Below are 18,666 nucleotides of genomic sequence, written 5' to 3' on the forward strand. Positions count from 1 at the left end.
GTGTCAGTGGAACTTTGGCAGCAGTGCGTGGAGCTTTTGCGCGATGAGCTGCCTGCCCAACAATTCAACACTTGGATCCGTCCACTACAGGTCGAAGCCGAAGGCGACGAGCTGCGTGTCTACGCACCGAATCGTTTTGTTCTCGACTGGGTCAATGAAAAGTACCTGGGCCGCGTCCTTGAACTGCTGGATGAGCATGGCAATGGCATGGCGCCGGCGCTTTCCTTATTAATAGGCAGCAAACGCAGTTCGGCACCGCGGGCAGCACCCAATGCTCCGTTGGCCGCTGCGGCGTCCCAAGCTCAGGCTGCTACCACACCGGTCAGCGCTCCAGCCCCTGCTCCGGCGGCGGCACCGACCAAGCGTTCGACACAAAAAGTCGCCGAGGTCAGTGAAGAGCCGTCCCGCGACAGCTTCGACCCAATGGCCGGCGCCAGTTCGCAACAGGCCCCGGTTCGTTCCGAACAACGCACGGTGCAGGTCGAAGGCGCGCTCAAGCACACCAGCTACCTGAACCGCACTTTCACCTTCGAGAACTTCGTCGAAGGCAAGTCCAACCAACTGGCCCGAGCTGCGGCTTGGCAGGTGGCGGACAACCCGAAGCACGGTTACAACCCGCTCTTCCTTTATGGTGGCGTCGGCTTGGGTAAAACCCACTTGATGCACGCTGTGGGTAACCACCTGTTAAAGAAGAATCCGAATGCCAAGGTCGTGTACCTGCATTCCGAGCGTTTCGTCGCGGACATGGTCAAGGCCTTGCAGCTGAATGCGATCAACGAGTTCAAGCGCTTCTACCGCTCGGTGGATGCGTTGCTGATCGATGACATTCAGTTCTTCGCCCGCAAGGAACGTTCCCAGGAAGAGTTTTTCCACACTTTCAACGCCCTGCTCGAAGGTGGCCAGCAGGTCATTCTCACCAGTGACCGCTATCCGAAAGAAATCGAAGGCCTTGAAGAACGCCTAAAATCCCGCTTTGGCTGGGGCCTGACGGTTGCCGTCGAGCCGCCGGAGTTGGAAACCCGCGTAGCGATCCTGATGAAAAAGGCCGACCAGGCCAAAGTCGATCTGCCACACGACGCGGCATTCTTCATCGCCCAGCGTATTCGCTCCAACGTCCGCGAGCTGGAAGGCGCGCTCAAACGCGTGATCGCCCACTCGCACTTCATGGGCCGCGACATCACCATCGAGCTGATCCGCGAATCCTTGAAAGACTTGTTGGCGCTGCAAGACAAACTGGTCTCTGTGGATAACATTCAGCGCACCGTCGCCGAGTATTACAAGATCAAAATCTCCGACCTGCTGTCCAAGCGTCGTTCACGCTCGGTAGCACGTCCGCGTCAGGTCGCCATGGCGTTGTCCAAGGAATTGACCAACCACAGCCTGCCGGAAATCGGCGATGTGTTTGGCGGCCGCGACCACACGACTGTTTTGCACGCCTGCCGCAAGATCAACGAGCTTAAGGAATCCGACGCGGACATCCGCGAGGACTATAAGAACCTGCTGCGTACACTGACCACTTGATGAACACCAGCGCAGCTTATTAAGGCAAGGGACTAGACCATGCATTTCACCATTCAACGCGAAGCCCTGTTGAAACCCCTGCAACTGGTCGCAGGCGTCGTCGAGCGCCGACAGACCTTGCCGGTACTCTCCAACGTGCTGCTGGTTGTCGAAGGCCAGCAACTGTCGCTGACCGGTACCGACCTGGAAGTCGAGCTGGTCGGTCGTGTGCAACTCGAAGAGCCTGCGGACCCGGGTTCCATCACTGTGCCTGCGCGCAAGCTGATGGACATCTGCAAGAGCTTGCCGAACGATGCGCTGATCGACATCAAGGTCGACGAGCAGAAACTCGTGGTGAAGGCTGGCCGTAGCCGCTTCACCCTGTCGACCCTGCCGGCCAACGACTTCCCGACGGTAGAAGAAGGCCCGGGTTCGCTGACCTGCAGCCTTGAGCAAAGCAAACTGCGTCGTCTGATCGAACGCACCAGCTTCGCCATGGCCCAGCAGGACGTGCGTTATTACCTCAACGGCATGCTGCTGGAAGTCTCGGCAGGTATCATTCGCGCCGTGGCGACCGACGGTCACCGCCTGGCCATGTGCTCGATGCAGGCCGATATCGGTCAGCCGGATCGTCATCAAGTGATCGTGCCACGCAAAGGTATTCTGGAACTGGCGCGTCTGCTGACCGAACCGGACGGCAACGTCAGCATTGTGCTGGGCCAGCACCACATCCGTGCCACCACTGGCGAGTTCACCTTCACCTCGAAACTGGTCGACGGTAAATTCCCTGACTACGAACGTGTTCTGCCTAAAGGCGGCGACAAGCTGGTGCTCGGCGATCGCCAGGCCCTGCGTGAAGCGTTCAGCCGTACCGCGATTCTGTCCAACGAGAAGTACCGCGGCATCCGTCTGCAACTGGCTAATGGTCAGCTGAAGATCCAGGCGAACAACCCGGAGCAGGAAGAAGCGGAAGAAGAAGTGGGCGTTGAGTACAACGGCGGCTCCCTGGAAATCGGCTTCAACGTGAGCTATTTGCTCGACGTATTGGGCGTGATGACCACCGAGCAGGTTCGTCTGATCCTGTCCGACTCCAACAGCAGTGCGCTGGTGCAGGAGTCCGACAACGACGACTCGGCCTACGTTGTCATGCCGATGCGTCTGTAATCATGCTCAGCAGAAGCTAGATGTCCTTAAGTCGCGTCTCGGTCACCGCGGTGCGCAATCTGCACCCGGTGACCTTCTCCCCCTCCCCCCGAATCAATATTCTTTACGGCGCCAACGGCAGCGGCAAAACCAGTGTTCTGGAAGCCATTCATCTGCTGGGGCTTGCCCGTTCGTTTCGTAGCAGCCGTCTGTTGCCCGTTATTCAGTACGAGCAATTGGCGTGTACGGTGTTTGGCCAGGTCGAACTGGCCGAGGGCGGGCACAGCGCATTGGGGATATCTCGCGACCGCCAAGGTGAGTTCCAGATTCGCATTGACGGGCAGAACGCCCGTAGCGCGGCGCAACTGGCGGAGATCCTGCCGTTACAGCTGATCAACCCGGACAGCTTCCGCTTGCTGGAAGGCGCACCGAAGATTCGCCGGCAGTTTCTCGATTGGGGTGTGTTCCACGTGGAACCGCGATTCATGTCCACGTGGCAGCGCTTGCAGAAGGCCTTGCGCCAGAGAAACTCTTGGCTGCGGCATGGTACACTTGACGCCGTTTCGCAAGCGGTTTGGGACAGGGAACTGTGCCAGGCCAGCGCTGAAATAGATGAATACCGCCGCGCTTACATCAAAGCCTTGAAACCAGTCTTTGAACAGACCTTGAGCGAACTGGTTGAGCTTGAGGGCTTAACCCTCAGCTATTACCGAGGTTGGGACAAAGACCGGGAGTTGAGTGCAGTGCTCGCCGGGTCCCTTCAGCGGGATCAGCAAATGGGTCATACCCAGGCCGGACCACAACGCGCTGATTTGCGTCTCAGATTGGGCGCACATAACGCCGCGGACATCTTGTCCCGTGGTCAGCAGAAGTTGGTGGTCTGCGCATTGCGGATTGCCCAGGGGCACTTGGTTAGTCAGGCCCGACGCGGTCAGTGTATTTATCTGGTGGATGACCTGCCGTCCGAACTGGACGAGCACCACCGTCGCGCGCTTTGCCGCTTGCTGGAAGACTTACGCTGCCAGGTCTTTATCACCTGTGTAGATCACGAATTATTGAGGGAAGGCTGGCAGACGGAAACGCCAGTCGCTCTGTTCCACGTGGAACAGGGCCGTATCACCCAGACCCACGACCATCGGGAGTGAAGGCATTGAGCGAAGAAAATACGTACGACTCAACGAGCATTAAAGTGCTGAAAGGCCTGGATGCCGTACGCAAACGTCCCGGTATGTACATTGGTGACACCGACGATGGCAGCGGTCTGCACCACATGGTGTTCGAGGTGGTCGATAACTCGATCGACGAAGCTTTGGCCGGCCACTGCGACGACATCAGCATCATCATCCACCCGGATGAATCCATCACCGTTCGCGACAACGGTCGTGGTATCCCGGTAGACGTGCACAAAGAAGAAGGCGTCTCGGCGGCCGAGGTCATCATGACCGTGCTGCACGCCGGTGGTAAGTTCGACGACAACTCCTACAAGGTCTCCGGCGGTCTGCACGGTGTAGGTGTCTCGGTTGTGAATGCCCTGTCCGAAGAACTGATTCTGACCGTTCGCCGCAGCGGCAAGATCTGGGAACAGACTTACGTCCACGGTGTTCCGCAAGAGCCGATGAAAATCGTTGGCGACAGCGAATCCACCGGTACCCAGATTCACTTCAAGCCTTCGGCTGACACCTTCAAGAACATCCACTTCAGCTGGGACATCCTGGCCAAGCGGATTCGCGAACTGTCCTTCCTCAACTCTGGTGTCGGCATCGTCCTCAAGGACGAGCGCAGCGGCAAGGAAGAGTTGTTCAAGTACGAAGGTGGTCTGCGTGCGTTCGTTGAATACCTGAATACCAACAAGACTGCGGTCAACCAGGTGTTCCATTTCAACATCCAGCGTGAAGACGGCATCGGCGTGGAAATCGCCTTGCAGTGGAACGACAGCTTCAACGAGAACCTGTTGTGCTTCACCAACAACATTCCACAGCGCGACGGCGGCACTCACCTGGTGGGTTTCCGTTCGGCACTGACGCGTAACCTGAACACCTACATCGAAGCTGAAGGTCTGGCGAAGAAGCACAAAGTCGCCACCACCGGTGACGATGCTCGCGAAGGTCTGACGGCGATTATTTCGGTGAAGGTGCCGGATCCGAAGTTCAGCTCCCAGACCAAAGACAAGCTGGTGTCTTCCGAAGTGAAGACCGCGGTCGAACAGGAAATGGGCAAGTACTTCTCCGACTTCCTGCTGGAAAACCCAAACGAAGCCAAATTGGTCGTCGGCAAGATGATCGATGCCGCGCGTGCCCGTGAAGCAGCACGTAAGGCTCGTGAGATGACCCGCCGCAAAGGCGCGCTGGACATCGCCGGCCTGCCGGGCAAACTGGCTGACTGCCAGGAAAAAGACCCTGCCCTCTCCGAACTGTATCTCGTGGAAGGTGACTCTGCTGGCGGCTCCGCCAAGCAGGGACGTAACCGCAAGACCCAGGCCATCCTGCCGCTGAAGGGCAAGATCCTGAACGTCGAGAAGGCGCGCTTCGACAAGATGATCTCTTCGCAAGAAGTGGGCACCTTGATCACCGCGCTAGGCTGCGGCATCGGTCGCGACGAGTACAACATCGAGAAACTGCGTTACCACAACATCATCATCATGACCGATGCTGACGTCGACGGTTCGCACATCCGCACCCTGCTGCTGACCTTCTTCTTCCGTCAGTTGCCGGAGCTGATCGAGCGTGGCTACATCTACATCGCTCAGCCACCGCTGTACAAGGTCAAGAAAGGCAAGCAAGAGCAATACATCAAAGACGACGACGCCATGGAAGAGTACATGACGCAGTCGGCCCTGGAAGATGCGAGCTTGCACTTGAACGAGGAAGCCCCGGGTATCTCCGGTGAGGCCCTCGAGCGTCTGGTGAATGACTTCCGTCTGGTGATGAAGACTCTCAAGCGCCTGTCGCGCCTGTACCCACAGGAACTGACCGAGCACTTCATCTACCTGCCGGCCGTCAGCATGGAGCAACTGTCCGATCACGCAGCGATGCAGAATTGGCTGGCTCAGTACGAAGTTCGCCTGCGTACCGTCGAGAAGTCCGGTCTGGTTTACAAAGCCAGCCTGCGTGAAGACCGTGAGCGTAACGTCTGGCTGCCAGAGGTCGAACTGATCTCCCACGGCCTGTCGAACTACGTCACCTTCAACCGCGACTTCTTCGGCAGCAACGATTACAAGACAGTCGTCTCCCTGGGCGCTCAACTGAGCACCTTGCTGGACGATGGCGCTTATATTCAACGCGGCGAGCGCAAGAAAGCCGTCACCGAGTTCAAGGAAGCCCTTGAATGGTTGATGGCCGAAAGCACCAAGCGTCATACCATCCAGCGATACAAAGGTCTGGGTGAGATGAACCCGGATCAGCTGTGGGAAACCACCATGGACCCAGGTTCGCGCCGCATGCTCAAAGTGACCATCGAAGACGCCATTGGCGCAGACCAGATCTTCAACACCCTGATGGGTGATGCGGTCGAACCTCGCCGTGACTTCATCGAAAGCAACGCTCTGGCGGTGTCCAACCTGGACTTCTGATCCGGCTGTAGGTTCACATTTTAGTTGATCATTTTCACAAATAGATGATCGACGGACTCAGATACAAAAAGGCCAATTCACTGAATTGGCCTTTTTTATTGTCGCGAAAATTCGATTTCTGCCCTGCTGCTTGTTGGCGCTGATTGAAAACACCCACCCTGCCGATTGACAATTGACCCAGGGCGGATTGCTGTTTTTTGTCCCAGCAATTGTGAATAAGCTTAGCAGCAGTGTCCCGGTTGAACGGTCATCAAGCCCCACCGCATAAAGGCATGCGGCAGGGTGTTTATGGTGCAGATCAAAACGGTTCATCGTCCTCGATACCATCTTCGTCCTTGCGCTTTCGTTCACGTGATTTGATCTTTGTTTGCGCGGCCAGCGTGCTGTGTTGCAGGCGGTAGGACTCGTTGCCCGTTTCGACGATGTGGCAATGGTGTGTCAACCGATCCAGCAACGCTGTGGTCATCTTGGCGTCGCCGAACACACTCGACCATTCCGAGAAGCTGAGGTTGGTCGTGATCACAATGCTGGTGTGCTCGTACAGCTTGGGCAGCAGGTGAAATAACAGCGCGCCGCCGCTCTGGCTGAAGGACAAATACCCCAGTTCATCGAGTATCACCAGGCCTGTCCGAAGCAGCCCTTGAGAGATTCGGCCACTCTTGCGGTCGTGCTTTTCACGCTCCAGCAGATTGACCAGATCCACTGTGGAAAAGAAGCGCACGAGTTTGTTATGGGTCGTGATTCCGGACACGGCCAGGGCGCTGGCCAAATGTGTTTTGCCGGTTCCGGGCCCGCCGATGAACACCACATTCTGCGCGGTCTCTGTGAACTCCAAGCTCGACAGATCTTTGACCAGACGGGCATCTGCGCTGGAGGCGCTAAAGTCGAAGCCAGCCAAGTCACGATGCATGGGTAGTTTGGCCATGCTCATCTGATGGTTAACCGAGCGTACGGCGCGATCTGCTTGTTCTTGTTGGAGCAGATGTTCGAGCAGCCATTTCGACGACGCCGTCGAGGCTTCTCCTTGAGAAGCCAGCTCTTCCCAAGCGCTGGCCATGCCATGCAGACGCAGCTCTTTGAGTTCCGTCAACCCGCTCCAGCTCCAAGACCTCTGCCACCGTCAGCCCGTTGTACTGCGGATGCACCAGCTCGCTCCAAAGTGCACGACATCGTTGGCCGAGCCAGGCATTCAATTCTTCGAAGGTGTGAAACATGCAGTCTTGAGCGTCGAGCCAGATGCGTCGTCTGCTGTCTTGCACGTTCTTTTCAACGATACCTTTTCCCCAGCCCGAGGCGACATTGCAGAAGTCCGGATCGAACAGGTAGTGCGCGCGCATCACGGAAAGCCGGGCATTGACCGTGCGGCCTTTGCCCTTGTTAACCTTGTCGACAGCCGTTTTCATGTTGTCGTAGATGCCGCGACGTGGCACCCCACCTAACGCACCGAACGAGCGCGTATGGGCATCGAACAGCATCTCGTGGCCATGGCTGGGATACGCAACCAACCAGAACGCGTGACTGGCGCACAGCTTCATGTGGGAGACCTGAATGCGTCGGAACAGGCCGCCGATCAGCAGACCTTCTTCGCTCCAGTCAAATTGAGAAATCTCACCAAGTGCAAACGTCAGCAGTACAAAGGCACGTAACGATTTGCCGGGTCAGTTTTCGGTCAGCGGCAACATGATTCCTTGCGAGTCGAAAAAGTGGCGTTTTGCTACTGTGCGCAAGAAGTTGCGCAGTACCCCCGTAAATAATGACTCCTAAAACCTCCAGATGCCTTACAGAGCGCGGCCTGTAGCCAAGTGCGCAACTTCTTGCGCAGTACTGCGCAAGAAGTTGCGCACTTTTCAAAGGAATTCATCAAGTTCGGTGCTCTCAAACACTCAAGATCAATATAAACCACTGATTTACATGTGTTTTATTCTATCTGGCACGTTCCTTGATAACAGGCAGGCACCCACCGGGCGATTTCGCCTCCGGGGCACCCTAAATTTATCCGCAAGGAGAGCATCCCATGGCAACACCAGCGTACATGTCGGTTACCGGCGAAAAACAAGGCCTGATCACTGCCGGCGCCTTCACCGCCGACTCCGTGGGCAACACCTACCAGGAAGGCCACGAAGACCAGGTTATGGTTCAGGCGTTCAGCCACGACGTGATCATCCCGCGTGACCCGCAATCCGGTCAGCCAACCGGTCAGCGCGTTCACAAGCCAGTTGTGATCACCAAGGTCTACGACAAGGCTTCGCCTCTGCTGCAAGCTGCTCTGACCTCCGGCGAGCGCATGAGCGAAATCGTTATCCAGTGGTACCGTACTTCTGCTCAAGGTACTCAAGAGCACTACTACACCACCAAGCTGGAAGACGCGATCATCGTCGCCATCAACAACAAGATGCACAACTGCCAGGATCCAGGCAACTCGCACTTCACCCACCTGGAAGAAGTGCAGTTCACCTACCGAAAAATCACCTGGACCCACGAAGTATCCGGTACTTCGGGTTCCGATGACTGGCGTGCTCCAGTCGTTTAATCTCGGCTGACCGTTACAAACATCGGCCAGCTCTGCTGGCCGATGCGATTTATGCCTTGCAGAGTTGATGTGCGGACTCTCTTTCTCACCTGACCAAGGAACAGTTAAATGCGTCAAAGGGATTTGAAGTTCACGTTTTCCGTGTTGTCAGGGCAGATGGAGTTCGAGGTCGTAGAGTTCACGCTGGAGGAGGCCATCTGTGAGCCTTTTCGACTCACGATCGAGTTGGCCAGCCACAACCCGAACATTGATTTCGGCAAGGTGCTCGATCAGCCCTCATTACTCACGATCTGGCAAGGCGGCAAGGCTGTGCGTCATGTCCACGGGCTGGTGTCCAGTTTCACTCAATGTAAAACCGGCTTCCGCCGGACACGTTATCGCGCGGTGGTTGAACCGCAACTCGCCCGACTGGCCTTGAGTTCCAACTGGCGTATTTTTCAGCAGAAAAACGTGCCGGACATCATCAAGTCAGTGTTGAGCGAGCACGGCATACTCGACTATCAGCAACACATCAACAGCGAACATTTGCCGCGCGAATACTGTACGCAGGTCGGCGACACGGACCTCTACCTGTTCGATCGGCTGTCCAGTGAAGAAGGCTTGTTCTATTTCTTCAAATGCAACGAAAGCACTCACACGCTGATCCAGGGTGACAAACTCTATGTACAGGAGCGTATTCAAGGTGCTCCGGTGCTGTACACCACTGAACCAGCAGCGGATGCCACGCAGCCCGTGCTCTATGCGTTCAGTTACACCGAAAATGTCCGCACGGCCAAGCAGACGCAACGCGATTACACCTTCAAACGCCCTACTTTCGACCAGCAGCAGAACTTCGCCGGCGATGACTTGCAACATCAGACTCCGAACTATGAACGCTACGATTATCCGGGTCGCTACAAGGCCGCTGCTGCCGGTAAACCCTTCACCCAGAATCGCTTGCTGGGGCGCCGTGGCGACGCGCGAATCGCCGTTGTCGAAGGCGACGATCCGCGTCTGATCCCGGGTTTCTCTTTCCAGCTCACCGGCCATCCCCGGGAAGATTTCAATCGTTGGTGGCGATCGCTGAGGATTACTCATAAGGGCATCCAGCACGCCAGTCAGGAGGAAGAATCCGCCGGTGCCGATGTCGGCGTGAGCTATGACTTTGTCGCCGAGATCGTTTCCGAAGAAACCGAATGGCGCACCCCGCCGCAGCCCAAACCGATTGTTGACGGGCCGCAGATTGCGACGGTGACCGGGCCAGACGGGGAAGAGATTTACACGGATGAATTTGGCCGGGTAAAAGTCCAGTTCCCATGGGACAGAGAAGGAAAAAACAACGAATTCAGTTCCTGCTGGGTGCGCGTGGCGCAGAACTGGGCGGGCGCGAACTGGGGCCATATGGCGATTCCGCGGATTGGCCAGGAGGTCATCGTCGATTACCTCGACGGCGATTGCGATCAGCCGATCATCACAGGCCGCACGTACCGGGCGACGAACATGCCGCCTTACCAACTGCCCAATCACAAAATTCTCAGCACCATCAAAAGCAAGGAATACAAGGGCACTCGGGCCAACGAACTGCGCATTGATGACACCACCAAGCAGATCAGTGCCGCGTTGATGAGTGATCACGGCAGCACCGCATTGCATCTGGGTTACCTGACGCATCCACGGCCGAGCGGCGGTGAACCGCGTGGCGAAGGTTTTGAGTTGCGCACCGATGAACACGGCGCGTTGCGAGCAGCCAAAGGCCTGCTGCTGAGTACCGAGGAGCAAATGAACGCCAGCGGCGGTCACCTCAATCGCGCCTCTGTCGTACAGGTACTGGAAGCGGCGTTGAAGCTAGCCAAGGACTTGGGCGATTACGCCCAGGACAACCAGGGTGTAGGCCATGACAAGGCGCCGCAGAAGACGCTCAGCGATGCGGTTCGCGACCTGGGCAACGGCGCGAACGACGAATCGGGCAAGGGCAATGGTGGCAATCCGGCGATTGCCGTGAGCGGTGAAGCCGGTATTGCCGCGGCGTCGCCCAAGAGCATCACGGTGGCGGCGGGTGAGCACATCGACACCATTGCCCAGCAGAATCAGCAACAGACCTCGGGGCAAAAGTTTGTGCTCAATGCCGGGACCGACCTGGGGATGTTTGCCCACAGCGGCGAAATGCGCCAGATCACCCATCAGGGCCCGATGCTGTTGCAGGCGCAGAAGAACAACATTCGCCTGGAAGCGGATCAGAGTGTGGAAGTCAGCGCGAGCAACCAGCATGTGCTGGTGTCGGCCAAAGAGCACATCACTCTGATGTGTGGCGGGGCCTACATCACCATCAAGGGCGGCAATATCGAACTGGGCATGCCCGGCAACCTGATCGTCAAAGCGGCCAAACACAGCCTGCTCGGCGCCACTAGCCTGGAAGCGGAACTGCCCAAATTCAAAGTCGGCGCTACCCAGCGACGCTTTATGCTCAAGCAGATTGACGGGACGTCGGCGATGCCCAACATGCCGTACAAAATCACCCTGTCCAATGGCGAAGTGGTCGAAGGAGTGACCGATGCTCAGGGCGCCACGCAGTTGTTGCAGAAAGATGTGATGAGCATTGCCAACGTGGCCATGCTAAAGCCGCCCTCCCCCGCAGCCGCGGGTGCAGCGGCAGGCGGTGCGGGGGCTGCTGCCAGTGTTGCCAGTGCCGATGATGAGGCGGAGGAAATTGTGCAGTTCTTTGAATTCAAGGATGACAAAGGTGGACCCGCGCCGCACCACTTCAAGGTGATGTCCGCCGGGGAAGTCGTGGCCGAGGGTTCCGGTGAGCGCACGCCGGAATTCCCTTCCGACATGGAGCTGGAACTGGAATCGTGGCCGGTGAAGGAGAAACAAAATGCCTGAAGTCCTGACAGCGCAGGTGCGCAAGCTCGCGGCCATCGGATACGGTGAAGCCTCGACGGACAACAACCCGCAGGAAGTCCGCGCTATTTGCTTTACGGTGACCAACCGCATGCGCGCGTGGGAGCTTGCCGACGTCGACAGCCTGCTCAAGGAGGCCGGCGCCGGCTACGTCGTCGCCACGAAGGGCAACAATGTCCGTTACAACCAATTGATGGCGGCTTCGGAAGCGGCCATCAATGCCGATCCGAACATGCGCTCGGCGGTAGAGAGTGCACGGGACGCGCTTGCCCAGCGTGGCAATGATCCCTCCAACGGGGCGTATTGGTGGGATGGTGTCGATATCAAGGAGTCGACCAACCCCCGACACTCTTCCGGGTTCCACTACGGCTCCCCCTCGCACAACATCTTTGGTGTTGCGCAAGTCTCGAAGCCGGAGAAAATCACCTATTGGACGCAGTTCAACAAAAAGACCAACACAATGGTAAATACCCGCGAGCGGGGTCGTTATACCTACAAATACCAATCCACTGCCGCCATCGGCAAAACGATCTTCTGGACCACCAATCCGGAGTACATCAAGGCATCCGGCGCCAAGGGGCATCGATGAGAAAAGTCACCCGTTGTCTGAGCCTGTTTCTCGGTGCGGGCCTGCCCTTTCTGGCGCAGGCAGCCCCGGTACAGTTCACCGATTACCGTGCTTTCTATCAGTCGTTGGGCGACAACCTGTTTGCAGGGCCCGGCACCGAACTCACCATGCCCTGCTCGGAATCGCCAAGGCATTGCCTGTGGGTCAACGCCATGCGCCCGGCGTTTGAACGTTTTGAAGATGCGCAATGGAGCGCTCCCGACGGGCTGAATCTCGAACCGCCCAAAGGCACGCCCGAGATTGTCTTCGATGGCGAAGCCCTGACGATTGGCAAACAACGTTGGCCACTGCGCGATGCGGTCAACTTCGCCTCGCCGCAGTGGCCCGTCGGTGACCCCATCGACCCGGAAAACCTCGCGACCGCCACGGCCTGGCGCCAAGGCACCTCAACGTGCCTGGAGATGCAGTACGTCAGCAGTGGCTACGGTGATCGATACACCCAAGTGTTGCTGGTACACGGTCAGCATTTGTACGCGTTACCGCCACTGTTCGCTTCTTGCTCGGCCATTCGCAAGGCGCCCGGCAATCAGTTCAGCTATCCGGAAAACGCCTACCTGGGGGCGGAGCTGGAAAACAATCCGACCGGGCTGAAAGTGGATTACCGGGTACCCAATGCCAAAAAACCAGTGGCGCAGTATCTGTTGCACTTCCCGAATCAGGGAGACCCCTTCGTATTTGAGGCGCAGCGCCAATAGGCATCAGCGGACAAATCCGTCATGACCTTGCCGCGTGCAAGGGTCATCATCCGAGGGGAACAAAATGAAGGTCAGAGACTCACTACGTCTGCTCGTCACGACACCGGCCCACCTGCGTCGGGGAGCAGCCGCCAACCCGGCCAGGCGCTCGACCCCACGCGTCGAGACCAATGGGGTATTTTTCAAGGAGGAAATGGGCGATGACTGATGCTACCCAGCCGAAAAAAATCTGTTCCAGCCAATCGATCACCATGCCCAGCGGTGGCGACATCCACCTGATTCCGCCGCCACCGAAGCCCTGTGTGACGATCCTCGTGCACGGCGTCAACGACCTGGCGGGTTGCTACGCACGTATTGAGCAGGGTCTGTGCGAGGGGCTGAACGAACGCCTCGATATGCCACGTACCTTCCCCAACGGCGCGAACAACCCGGGATACCTGTTGCCGGCCAGCTACACCGCTCCCGCCGATGATGACAGCGAAGCCAAGAATCCTGATGCCGTGTACTTCCGCCGCAAGGCCGGAGCATCCAGCAACGGCTGCCAGCCACGCAGCGTGGTGGTGCCGTTCTATTGGGGGTTTCGCGAGGAAGAGGCGTTCATTCAGAAAACCGAAGCGCACGGTCAGTGGCTGGACCGAGACGGCAACCGCCTGGACAAGGCCGGCACCAAGGAAGGCGGCCAGTTCGCCAACGCCACCACCAACCTGCCGGATATGTGGGGCAACGGTTTCAACGGCATGCTGCTCGGCTTCATCTCGCTGAACAAAATCGGCGGCACCATGACCCACCCGTTGTTTTCAGCCGCGGGTCGGCGCTACATGGTGCTGGCTGCCATGCGCCTGGCCATGTTGATCAAGATCATTCACAAACGTCATCCGAACGATACGATCAATGTGGTTGGCCACAGTCAGGGCACGCTGCTCACGCTGCTGGCCCATGCATTCCTCAAAGAAGACGGTGCCAAACCCGCCGATGGCGTGGTCATGCTCAACTCACCCTACAGCCTGTTTCAGCCCAATATGGATAAAGTCCAGAAATTGGGCGGTCAGCAAACGACCGGCGCGCGCATCGCCACGCTCAACGGCATCTTGCAATTCATCGCGGGCAGCCCTAATCCGGTGCCGGCCCTGTCGGGCGTCGCCCTGAAAAACAAGCAGGGTTACGGAGCGATTGGCGGGCCTGGCTGGACGGGCACGGCCGCGTGTCAAACCACGATCCGCGGAGAAAAGATCACCTTCAACGAGCGTGACAACCGCGGCTGCACCTTTCTCTATTTCACGCCTCAGGATCAGACGGTTGGCCTCAAGAACGTCCAGGGTATCGGCTGGCAGGGGATCGGCGAAGAGGTCGATGGCCAGCCTGCGCGCAAGATCCTTCCACAACGTTTCCACCAACGCGTATTTACCGTGCGCAAGCGCAACGGCGAGAAAGAACCCGTCGGCAAACACGTTCCTCCCTACGTCTACCTGTTGCGCCAGGACAGCGAGCAACCCTGGGAAGACACCGGCCTGGGCTTCATGGACCGAATACCCGTCGGCAGCCTGGACAAGGGCGCCAGCGTGGTCTTGACCGCGCCTCAATTGCCAGTGCCGGGCGACGTGAACTTTGCCAACGACGGCGTTATCACAGCCCCGGGAGAAGGCTCCAAAAGCGGGGTGTACCAGATGAAGGACAAACTGGACCCTGTCGATGCCTCGATCGGCGTGGCCAATGGCGGCTGGGAGCCGAAAAACCCACGCTACGCCCAGCAGGAGACCCTGGACGAAGCCCTGGCTTTCAAATATGGACAAGACATCCAAAGCGTCGAAAAGGCCCGCAACGAGGGCAAGGAAGCCTCGGAATGCGCCCATGTGTTTGTCGCTCGGGCTCAAGGTAACGGCAAGGTCCTCATCACTCGCGGGGAAACACCTTACGACGCGCGTATACGTCTGCAAGGCGAGAAATACTCGGAAGCTCTGTCTTTCCACTCATCCATTCCCAACAACCCTGAACACAGCCGACAAGTGCTGGCCTATGACGTGGCGATTGGTGCGGGTGAGAGCGTTGATGATGCGACCTTTTATGCGTATCTGTGTCGTGTTGCGGATTGGCGGCTGGATTGTGGGAGCACCCGCGCCAAAGGCAGGGCCCAGGCTGACGCGGAATTACAGAGTGACGGACCGGATGATGATGTGGAGGCGCTTTATCTTCAGGATGAAAACAAACCGCTGATCGACGCCACGGCGATCTATCGAAAGAGTGGCAAGCTGCCTGACGCTGTGAAGGATCAAATGCCCGCATTGGTGGCCACGCAGACCCGGACTGAACTAAAGAATGGCGAGCCCATTCGTTTTGGTGGTGTCCCTTGATGCGCGAGCTATTTACGTACCTGTCTTTCACCAGCCTTCTGCTGACCAGTCATCTGGCTCAATCGGCTGAACATTTATTGACGGCTAGCCGTTGCTTTGCCAGCCCGGCTTCGCCCGTGGCTTCCTATACTTCGGCCAAGGAGGCCGCCGCCATGCCTGCTGATACTCGTTACCGCGCCCCTGCCACTTCGCCTCGCCTGGAAACACTCGATGTGCTCAGCATCGGAATGAGCCTTGACGTTTACCGCCAAGGCCAGGCCTGGCAAGCCCTGCAAGCACAAAATGCCAAACAATCCGAAGCCCTGCACGTCGGCAGCATCCTGCCCATGGACCCGAAGAAGTACCCGGTAACCGCCGATGACAAGGATGCCGCCTCTGAGAAGAGGGAGGCAGATGCCTTGGAGTTGGGCTTGCGCGATTTCCTGGAGAAATGGCCCATTCCGACCGTGACCGTGGTTCGTGGCTGGAAACCCGATACACCGAATCTGCGCTTTACGCCTGAAAGAACCCAGAAAAGCCTGTCGGTGATGGTCAATGACCTGCGCGGCCCCGCCGGGTTGCACTGGCATCGCATTCGTAATGTGCAGGACGGGATTGTCTGCAGTGATACCCCCGAAGATTTACTGGAGACGTTGTTCCAGACCTTCGAGCACAATCCCGATCTGCCGGCACTGCTGGTCTACGCCAATGAAGGCTTCAACATGGCCTTGGCGTTGAGCGCGAAAGGTAATAAACCCATCGGTCTCGGCACCGGGCCACGACAACCCGGCGAACTCACCGACTCAATGGTCGCCTTGGTCGTCGGCCGTCCCGAGCGCGTCGAATGGCTGCGTTATTACGCCCAGTTCGCGAAGGTGAACGATAACAAGATCGACCCGGAATTCTCCGGTTGGGGCGCACGTAAACCAACGGTGGAGTTCCAACCGTCGGAGTTCATTCCTCAACCATGGACTCAACGCGCTTTCGAGCAATGGGACGCGCTGCCAGTGTTGGCCAAACTGCATCGACCAGTCACCGTGTCGCTGCTACGGCCAGACAACGGAGAACGCCTCAAGCGCGAAGCCTTGACCGTCAAACTGGCCGCAGGCTGGAAAAGCGCTACTGACGGGCTCCCTCAAAAACCGTCTCGAGTGTTTTTTGATGGTGGCTTGAACACCACACCTCTGGCTGAACTGCTGCCGGCGCTCACCGCCGCGCACAGTCCGCTAGACCTGCTCGATTCGCGCGAGAGCTACGATTTGACCCAGCGCTTGGGCGACACTGGCTCGGCGTCTCCGTTTGTCGGCCTCACCCTGGCAACGATGGCCAGTTATCTGAACGCGGACACCAGCGTGGTCATTCCGATGCGCCGCCCGGAGCAGGCAACGATCATTGCCGTGACCTCGCCAACGCCCGGCAAAAAGCCCTCAGGCAATGATCATTTCGGCGTCAACCTGATGCCTCAAACCGCCAGTACCGAGGAACCGCCAGCCGTGCCTTCAGCGCATTCGGCGCCAAAAATGCCGGTCATCGAGCAGGATCACACGCTGGAAGAATTCCTCGCCGACCAGAAACCGAAAACCAACTGGATGGACGATCTCTAAGAGGCCTGCTGACATGGACATCATTCGGCTCGGCGACTCCACCAGTCATGGTGGCACCGTTCTTGAAGCTTTCAACCAGACGGACCTGAACGGTAAACCCATGTCCGGTGTTGGCCATAAGGTGGTTTGCCCGCTGTGCAAAGGGGTTTTCCCTATTACGCAGGGCAGCGCCCTGCTGGATGTCGGCGGCATCGCGGTGGCGCTTCATGGGATGAAAACCGCGTGCGGCGCCAGCCTGATTGCCAGCAATCCCAAGGGTGAAGCTGCAAGTTAAAAACGTGGGGCGCTCTTTGCGCCAGCGGTGCTGCCCGGGAAGCAGGCTGGATCAACGGTTCTTGTTCATCCCCGACCAGAGCAGCGAGGGCAGCGTCCGTGAGTCCAGCAACGCGTCATCCGCCGTCACCAGACGCGGGAGAACATGCCAGGGATGGTTGGCACTGCGGTGATGATGCAGGTGCAGATTGATGTGATAAGGCCAAATGAAAAACCGCCCTGCGCACCCGACTTTCCAGGCATATGTCCATTCCCGCCAACCGGGGGTGACGTCAGGTCCGCCACTGTGCTCGGCAATGCTGCGGATTTTCTGCAGAAGGGTGCCCAGCGTGGCCAGTGGCACAAACCAGAAAAACACCATCAGCAAGAGCGTCTGGACGGATGTTTTCCAAGCAATGAAAGATAAAAGGACCAGCCAGATCACACCGGCAGCCAATGCCGGCCGGGTCATCTTCGGTGATGCTCCGCCCGCCGCCTTATAGGCGCGCAGGTTGCGCAGCGTGTTGATCAAGAAAAGATCCCCGAGTAATTGCCGCAGCAACAACTTCCCGCTCAGCGGGCGGAAATCCCAAGGCTGCCGGTGATACAGAAAACGCCGCTCCGGGTCGTTCGCGGTTCCGGTCTGTTGATGATGTTCGAGGTGCAGGGGCCGATAGAATTCCACCGGGACCATTCCTGGCACCCCGATCGCCAGGTTGATCAGAAAGTCGTTGAGCGTGCGATGACGAGTCAAGTGATAGTGCGTCGCGTCGTGGTACAGAATGAACAGCGCATGTTGGCGCGCGGCAATCACCACGAAGGCCACGCCATACAGTCGCCAGTCCCCCACGTACAGCGCAATGCGTAACGTCACGACGATGCACAGCCATTCCAGCAGGATCGCTGCCATGGTGCGCAGATCCACCTTCAGCCGCTTCAACATGACGGTGATCAGGCCCGCTACCCCGCCAATCGCAGCGCCATACACCACGTCGAGCAACACGTGCTGACCAGTCGTCAACACGGTAATCCCCAGCACCACGCTCCACAGACTGAAGAGCCATGCCGCACGGACGCGCAGATAACCGAGGACAACGCTGATGGCCACCGGCAATGCGATATGCCCGCTGGGCGAGGCGGCCAACGGTGAGTCGATCCGGTAAAACCAGTTGAGCCACTGCGACGTGCTGTCCGCACGCTCGATTATAGTCGGCCAGAACAAGTGGCTCAGCAGGCAGGTTCCGGAAGCCACGGCCGCCGCAAAAAAGGCCGGCAACAGCCATTCGCGCCGCCGCCCCAGCAGCACCAGCGCCGGCATGATCAATACATAGCTTAGGTACAGCGGCAAGGTGTAAGGCAGTCGAGCAATGTGCGCATCAAACCCCGTCGGTTGAATCACCCGTACCGCGCCCATCGGGAAGTGTGTGACGAGAAAGTACAGTGCGCCCGTCACGACGGTGTAGATCACCAGCCAACTGAAGGGCCGCGTCACGATCGAGGTATCAAGGTGGTGACTGACAAACGTGGATGACATGAATA

Annotated in this window: 15 protein-coding genes and 1 pseudogene; 12 read left to right on the forward strand and 4 right to left on the reverse strand. The window is 58.0% G+C overall.

The genetic code is table 11. The features are described 5' to 3' along the window. Genes dnaA through gyrB form a run of 4 tightly spaced genes read left to right on the forward strand, consistent with a single transcriptional unit; the run spans position 1 to position 6,211 of the window. On the forward strand, positions 1-1,521 hold the full coding sequence (gene dnaA, locus QMK51_RS00005) for a chromosomal replication initiator protein DnaA (protein ID WP_258698328.1): 1,521 nt from the start codon (positions 1-3) through the stop codon (positions 1,519-1,521). A 39-nt stretch (positions 1,522-1,560) separates the two neighbouring features. Next, a complete protein-coding gene (gene dnaN, locus QMK51_RS00010) occupies positions 1,561-2,664 on the forward strand; it encodes a DNA polymerase III subunit beta (RefSeq protein ID WP_007903001.1) in 1,104 nt (367 codons plus the stop codon). 20 nt (positions 2,665-2,684) lie between these two features. Then, a complete protein-coding gene (gene recF, locus QMK51_RS00015; RefSeq protein ID WP_008007898.1) occupies positions 2,685-3,788 on the forward strand; it encodes a DNA replication/repair protein RecF in 1,104 nt (367 codons plus the stop codon). 5 nt (positions 3,789-3,793) lie between these two features. Further along, the gene (gyrB, locus tag QMK51_RS00020; protein ID WP_258698329.1) at positions 3,794-6,211 is read left to right on the forward strand and encodes a DNA topoisomerase (ATP-hydrolyzing) subunit B; all 2,418 of its coding nucleotides are present in this window, start codon (positions 3,794-3,796) and stop codon (positions 6,209-6,211) included. A gap of 57 nt (positions 6,212-6,268) precedes the next feature. On the opposite strand, the gene QMK51_RS00025 is transcribed toward gyrB, so the two are convergent. From QMK51_RS00025 to istA, 3 genes and pseudogenes are all read right to left on the reverse strand, one after another. Beyond that, entirely contained in the window at positions 6,269-6,523 is a 255-nt protein-coding gene (locus QMK51_RS00025) for a hypothetical protein (RefSeq protein ID WP_320392797.1), read from the reverse strand. Continuing rightward, entirely contained in the window at positions 6,510-7,268 is a 759-nt protein-coding gene (istB, locus tag QMK51_RS00030; protein ID WP_320394583.1) for an IS21-like element helper ATPase IstB, read from the reverse strand. The genes QMK51_RS00025 and istB overlap by 14 nt, the downstream gene beginning before the upstream one ends. A 28-nt stretch (positions 7,269-7,296) precedes the next feature. Continuing rightward, positions 7,297-7,866 (reverse strand): annotated as a pseudogene (gene istA, locus QMK51_RS00035) (IS21 family transposase); the annotation flags it as partial. A gap of 359 nt (positions 7,867-8,225) precedes the next feature. Between istA and QMK51_RS00040 the strand changes: the two are divergent. The 8 genes from QMK51_RS00040 to QMK51_RS00075 all read left to right on the forward strand — a co-directional run bounded on the left by QMK51_RS00040 (position 8,226) and on the right by QMK51_RS00075 (position 17,149). After that, a complete protein-coding gene (locus tag QMK51_RS00040; RefSeq protein ID WP_047601845.1) occupies positions 8,226-8,741 on the forward strand; it encodes an Hcp family type VI secretion system effector in 516 nt (171 codons plus the stop codon). Positions 8,742-8,849: 108 nt separating this feature from the next. Further along, a complete protein-coding gene (locus QMK51_RS00045) occupies positions 8,850-11,603 on the forward strand; it encodes a type VI secretion system Vgr family protein (protein WP_258698330.1) in 2,754 nt (917 codons plus the stop codon). Then, complete coding sequence (locus QMK51_RS00050; protein ID WP_320392798.1) at positions 11,596-12,210, forward strand: hypothetical protein; 615 nt, start codon at positions 11,596-11,598, stop codon at positions 12,208-12,210. Before QMK51_RS00045 ends, QMK51_RS00050 begins: the two co-directional genes overlap by 8 nt. Continuing rightward, on the forward strand, positions 12,207-12,944 hold the full coding sequence (locus QMK51_RS00055; RefSeq protein ID WP_320392799.1) for a hypothetical protein: 738 nt from the start codon (positions 12,207-12,209) through the stop codon (positions 12,942-12,944). Before QMK51_RS00050 ends, QMK51_RS00055 begins: the two co-directional genes overlap by 4 nt. A 64-nt stretch (positions 12,945-13,008) precedes the next feature. After that, complete coding sequence (locus tag QMK51_RS00060; RefSeq protein ID WP_258698333.1) at positions 13,009-13,152, forward strand: hypothetical protein; 144 nt, start codon at positions 13,009-13,011, stop codon at positions 13,150-13,152. Further along, positions 13,145-15,292 (forward strand): DUF3274 domain-containing protein, encoded by a 2,148-nt coding sequence (locus QMK51_RS00065; protein WP_320392800.1) that lies wholly within the window; start codon positions 13,145-13,147, stop codon positions 15,290-15,292. Before QMK51_RS00060 ends, QMK51_RS00065 begins: the two co-directional genes overlap by 8 nt. Beyond that, positions 15,292-16,875: a DUF2875 family protein gene (locus QMK51_RS00070; protein ID WP_320392801.1), complete on the forward strand. Its 1,584-nt coding sequence runs from the start codon at positions 15,292-15,294 to the stop codon at positions 16,873-16,875. The genes QMK51_RS00065 and QMK51_RS00070 overlap by 1 nt, the downstream gene beginning before the upstream one ends. A 13-nt stretch (positions 16,876-16,888) precedes the next feature. Further along, on the forward strand, positions 16,889-17,149 hold the full coding sequence (locus QMK51_RS00075) for a PAAR domain-containing protein (RefSeq protein ID WP_054048120.1): 261 nt from the start codon (positions 16,889-16,891) through the stop codon (positions 17,147-17,149). A gap of 51 nt (positions 17,150-17,200) precedes the next feature. Here the strand turns inward: QMK51_RS00075 and QMK51_RS00080 are convergent, their stop codons facing one another. Next, complete coding sequence (locus QMK51_RS00080; protein ID WP_258698336.1) at positions 17,201-18,661, reverse strand: fatty acid desaturase; 1,461 nt, start codon at positions 18,659-18,661, stop codon at positions 17,201-17,203. Positions 18,662-18,666: the final 5 nt, after the last annotated feature.

This window comes from Pseudomonas sp. P9_31, from assembly GCF_034008235.1.
Taxonomy (GTDB): domain Bacteria; phylum Pseudomonadota; class Gammaproteobacteria; order Pseudomonadales; family Pseudomonadaceae; genus Aquipseudomonas.

Excerpts from the sequence above, each read along its gene's own strand:
- dnaN (WP_007903001.1), top strand. The coding sequence starts at position 1,561 with ATGCATTTCACCATTCAACGCGAAGCCCTGTTGAAACCCCTGCAACTG.
- recF (WP_008007898.1), top strand. The coding sequence starts at position 2,685 with ATGTCCTTAAGTCGCGTCTCGGTCACCGCGGTGCGCAATCTGCACCCG.
- QMK51_RS00025 (WP_320392797.1), bottom strand. The coding sequence starts at position 6,523 with ATGAACCGTTTTGATCTGCACCATAAACACCCTGCCGCATGCCTTTAT.
- istB (WP_320394583.1), bottom strand. The coding sequence starts at position 7,268 with ATGGCCAGCGCTTGGGAAGAGCTGGCTTCTCAAGGAGAAGCCTCGACG.
- QMK51_RS00040 (WP_047601845.1), top strand. The coding sequence starts at position 8,226 with ATGGCAACACCAGCGTACATGTCGGTTACCGGCGAAAAACAAGGCCTG.
- QMK51_RS00045 (WP_258698330.1), top strand. The coding sequence starts at position 8,850 with ATGCGTCAAAGGGATTTGAAGTTCACGTTTTCCGTGTTGTCAGGGCAG.
- QMK51_RS00050 (WP_320392798.1), top strand. The coding sequence starts at position 11,596 with ATGCCTGAAGTCCTGACAGCGCAGGTGCGCAAGCTCGCGGCCATCGGA.
- QMK51_RS00055 (WP_320392799.1), top strand. The coding sequence starts at position 12,207 with ATGAGAAAAGTCACCCGTTGTCTGAGCCTGTTTCTCGGTGCGGGCCTG.
- QMK51_RS00060 (WP_258698333.1), top strand. The coding sequence starts at position 13,009 with ATGAAGGTCAGAGACTCACTACGTCTGCTCGTCACGACACCGGCCCAC.
- QMK51_RS00065 (WP_320392800.1), top strand. The coding sequence starts at position 13,145 with ATGACTGATGCTACCCAGCCGAAAAAAATCTGTTCCAGCCAATCGATC.
- QMK51_RS00070 (WP_320392801.1), top strand. The coding sequence starts at position 15,292 with ATGCGCGAGCTATTTACGTACCTGTCTTTCACCAGCCTTCTGCTGACC.
- QMK51_RS00075 (WP_054048120.1), top strand. The coding sequence starts at position 16,889 with ATGGACATCATTCGGCTCGGCGACTCCACCAGTCATGGTGGCACCGTT.
- QMK51_RS00080 (WP_258698336.1), bottom strand. The coding sequence starts at position 18,661 with ATGTCATCCACGTTTGTCAGTCACCACCTTGATACCTCGATCGTGACG.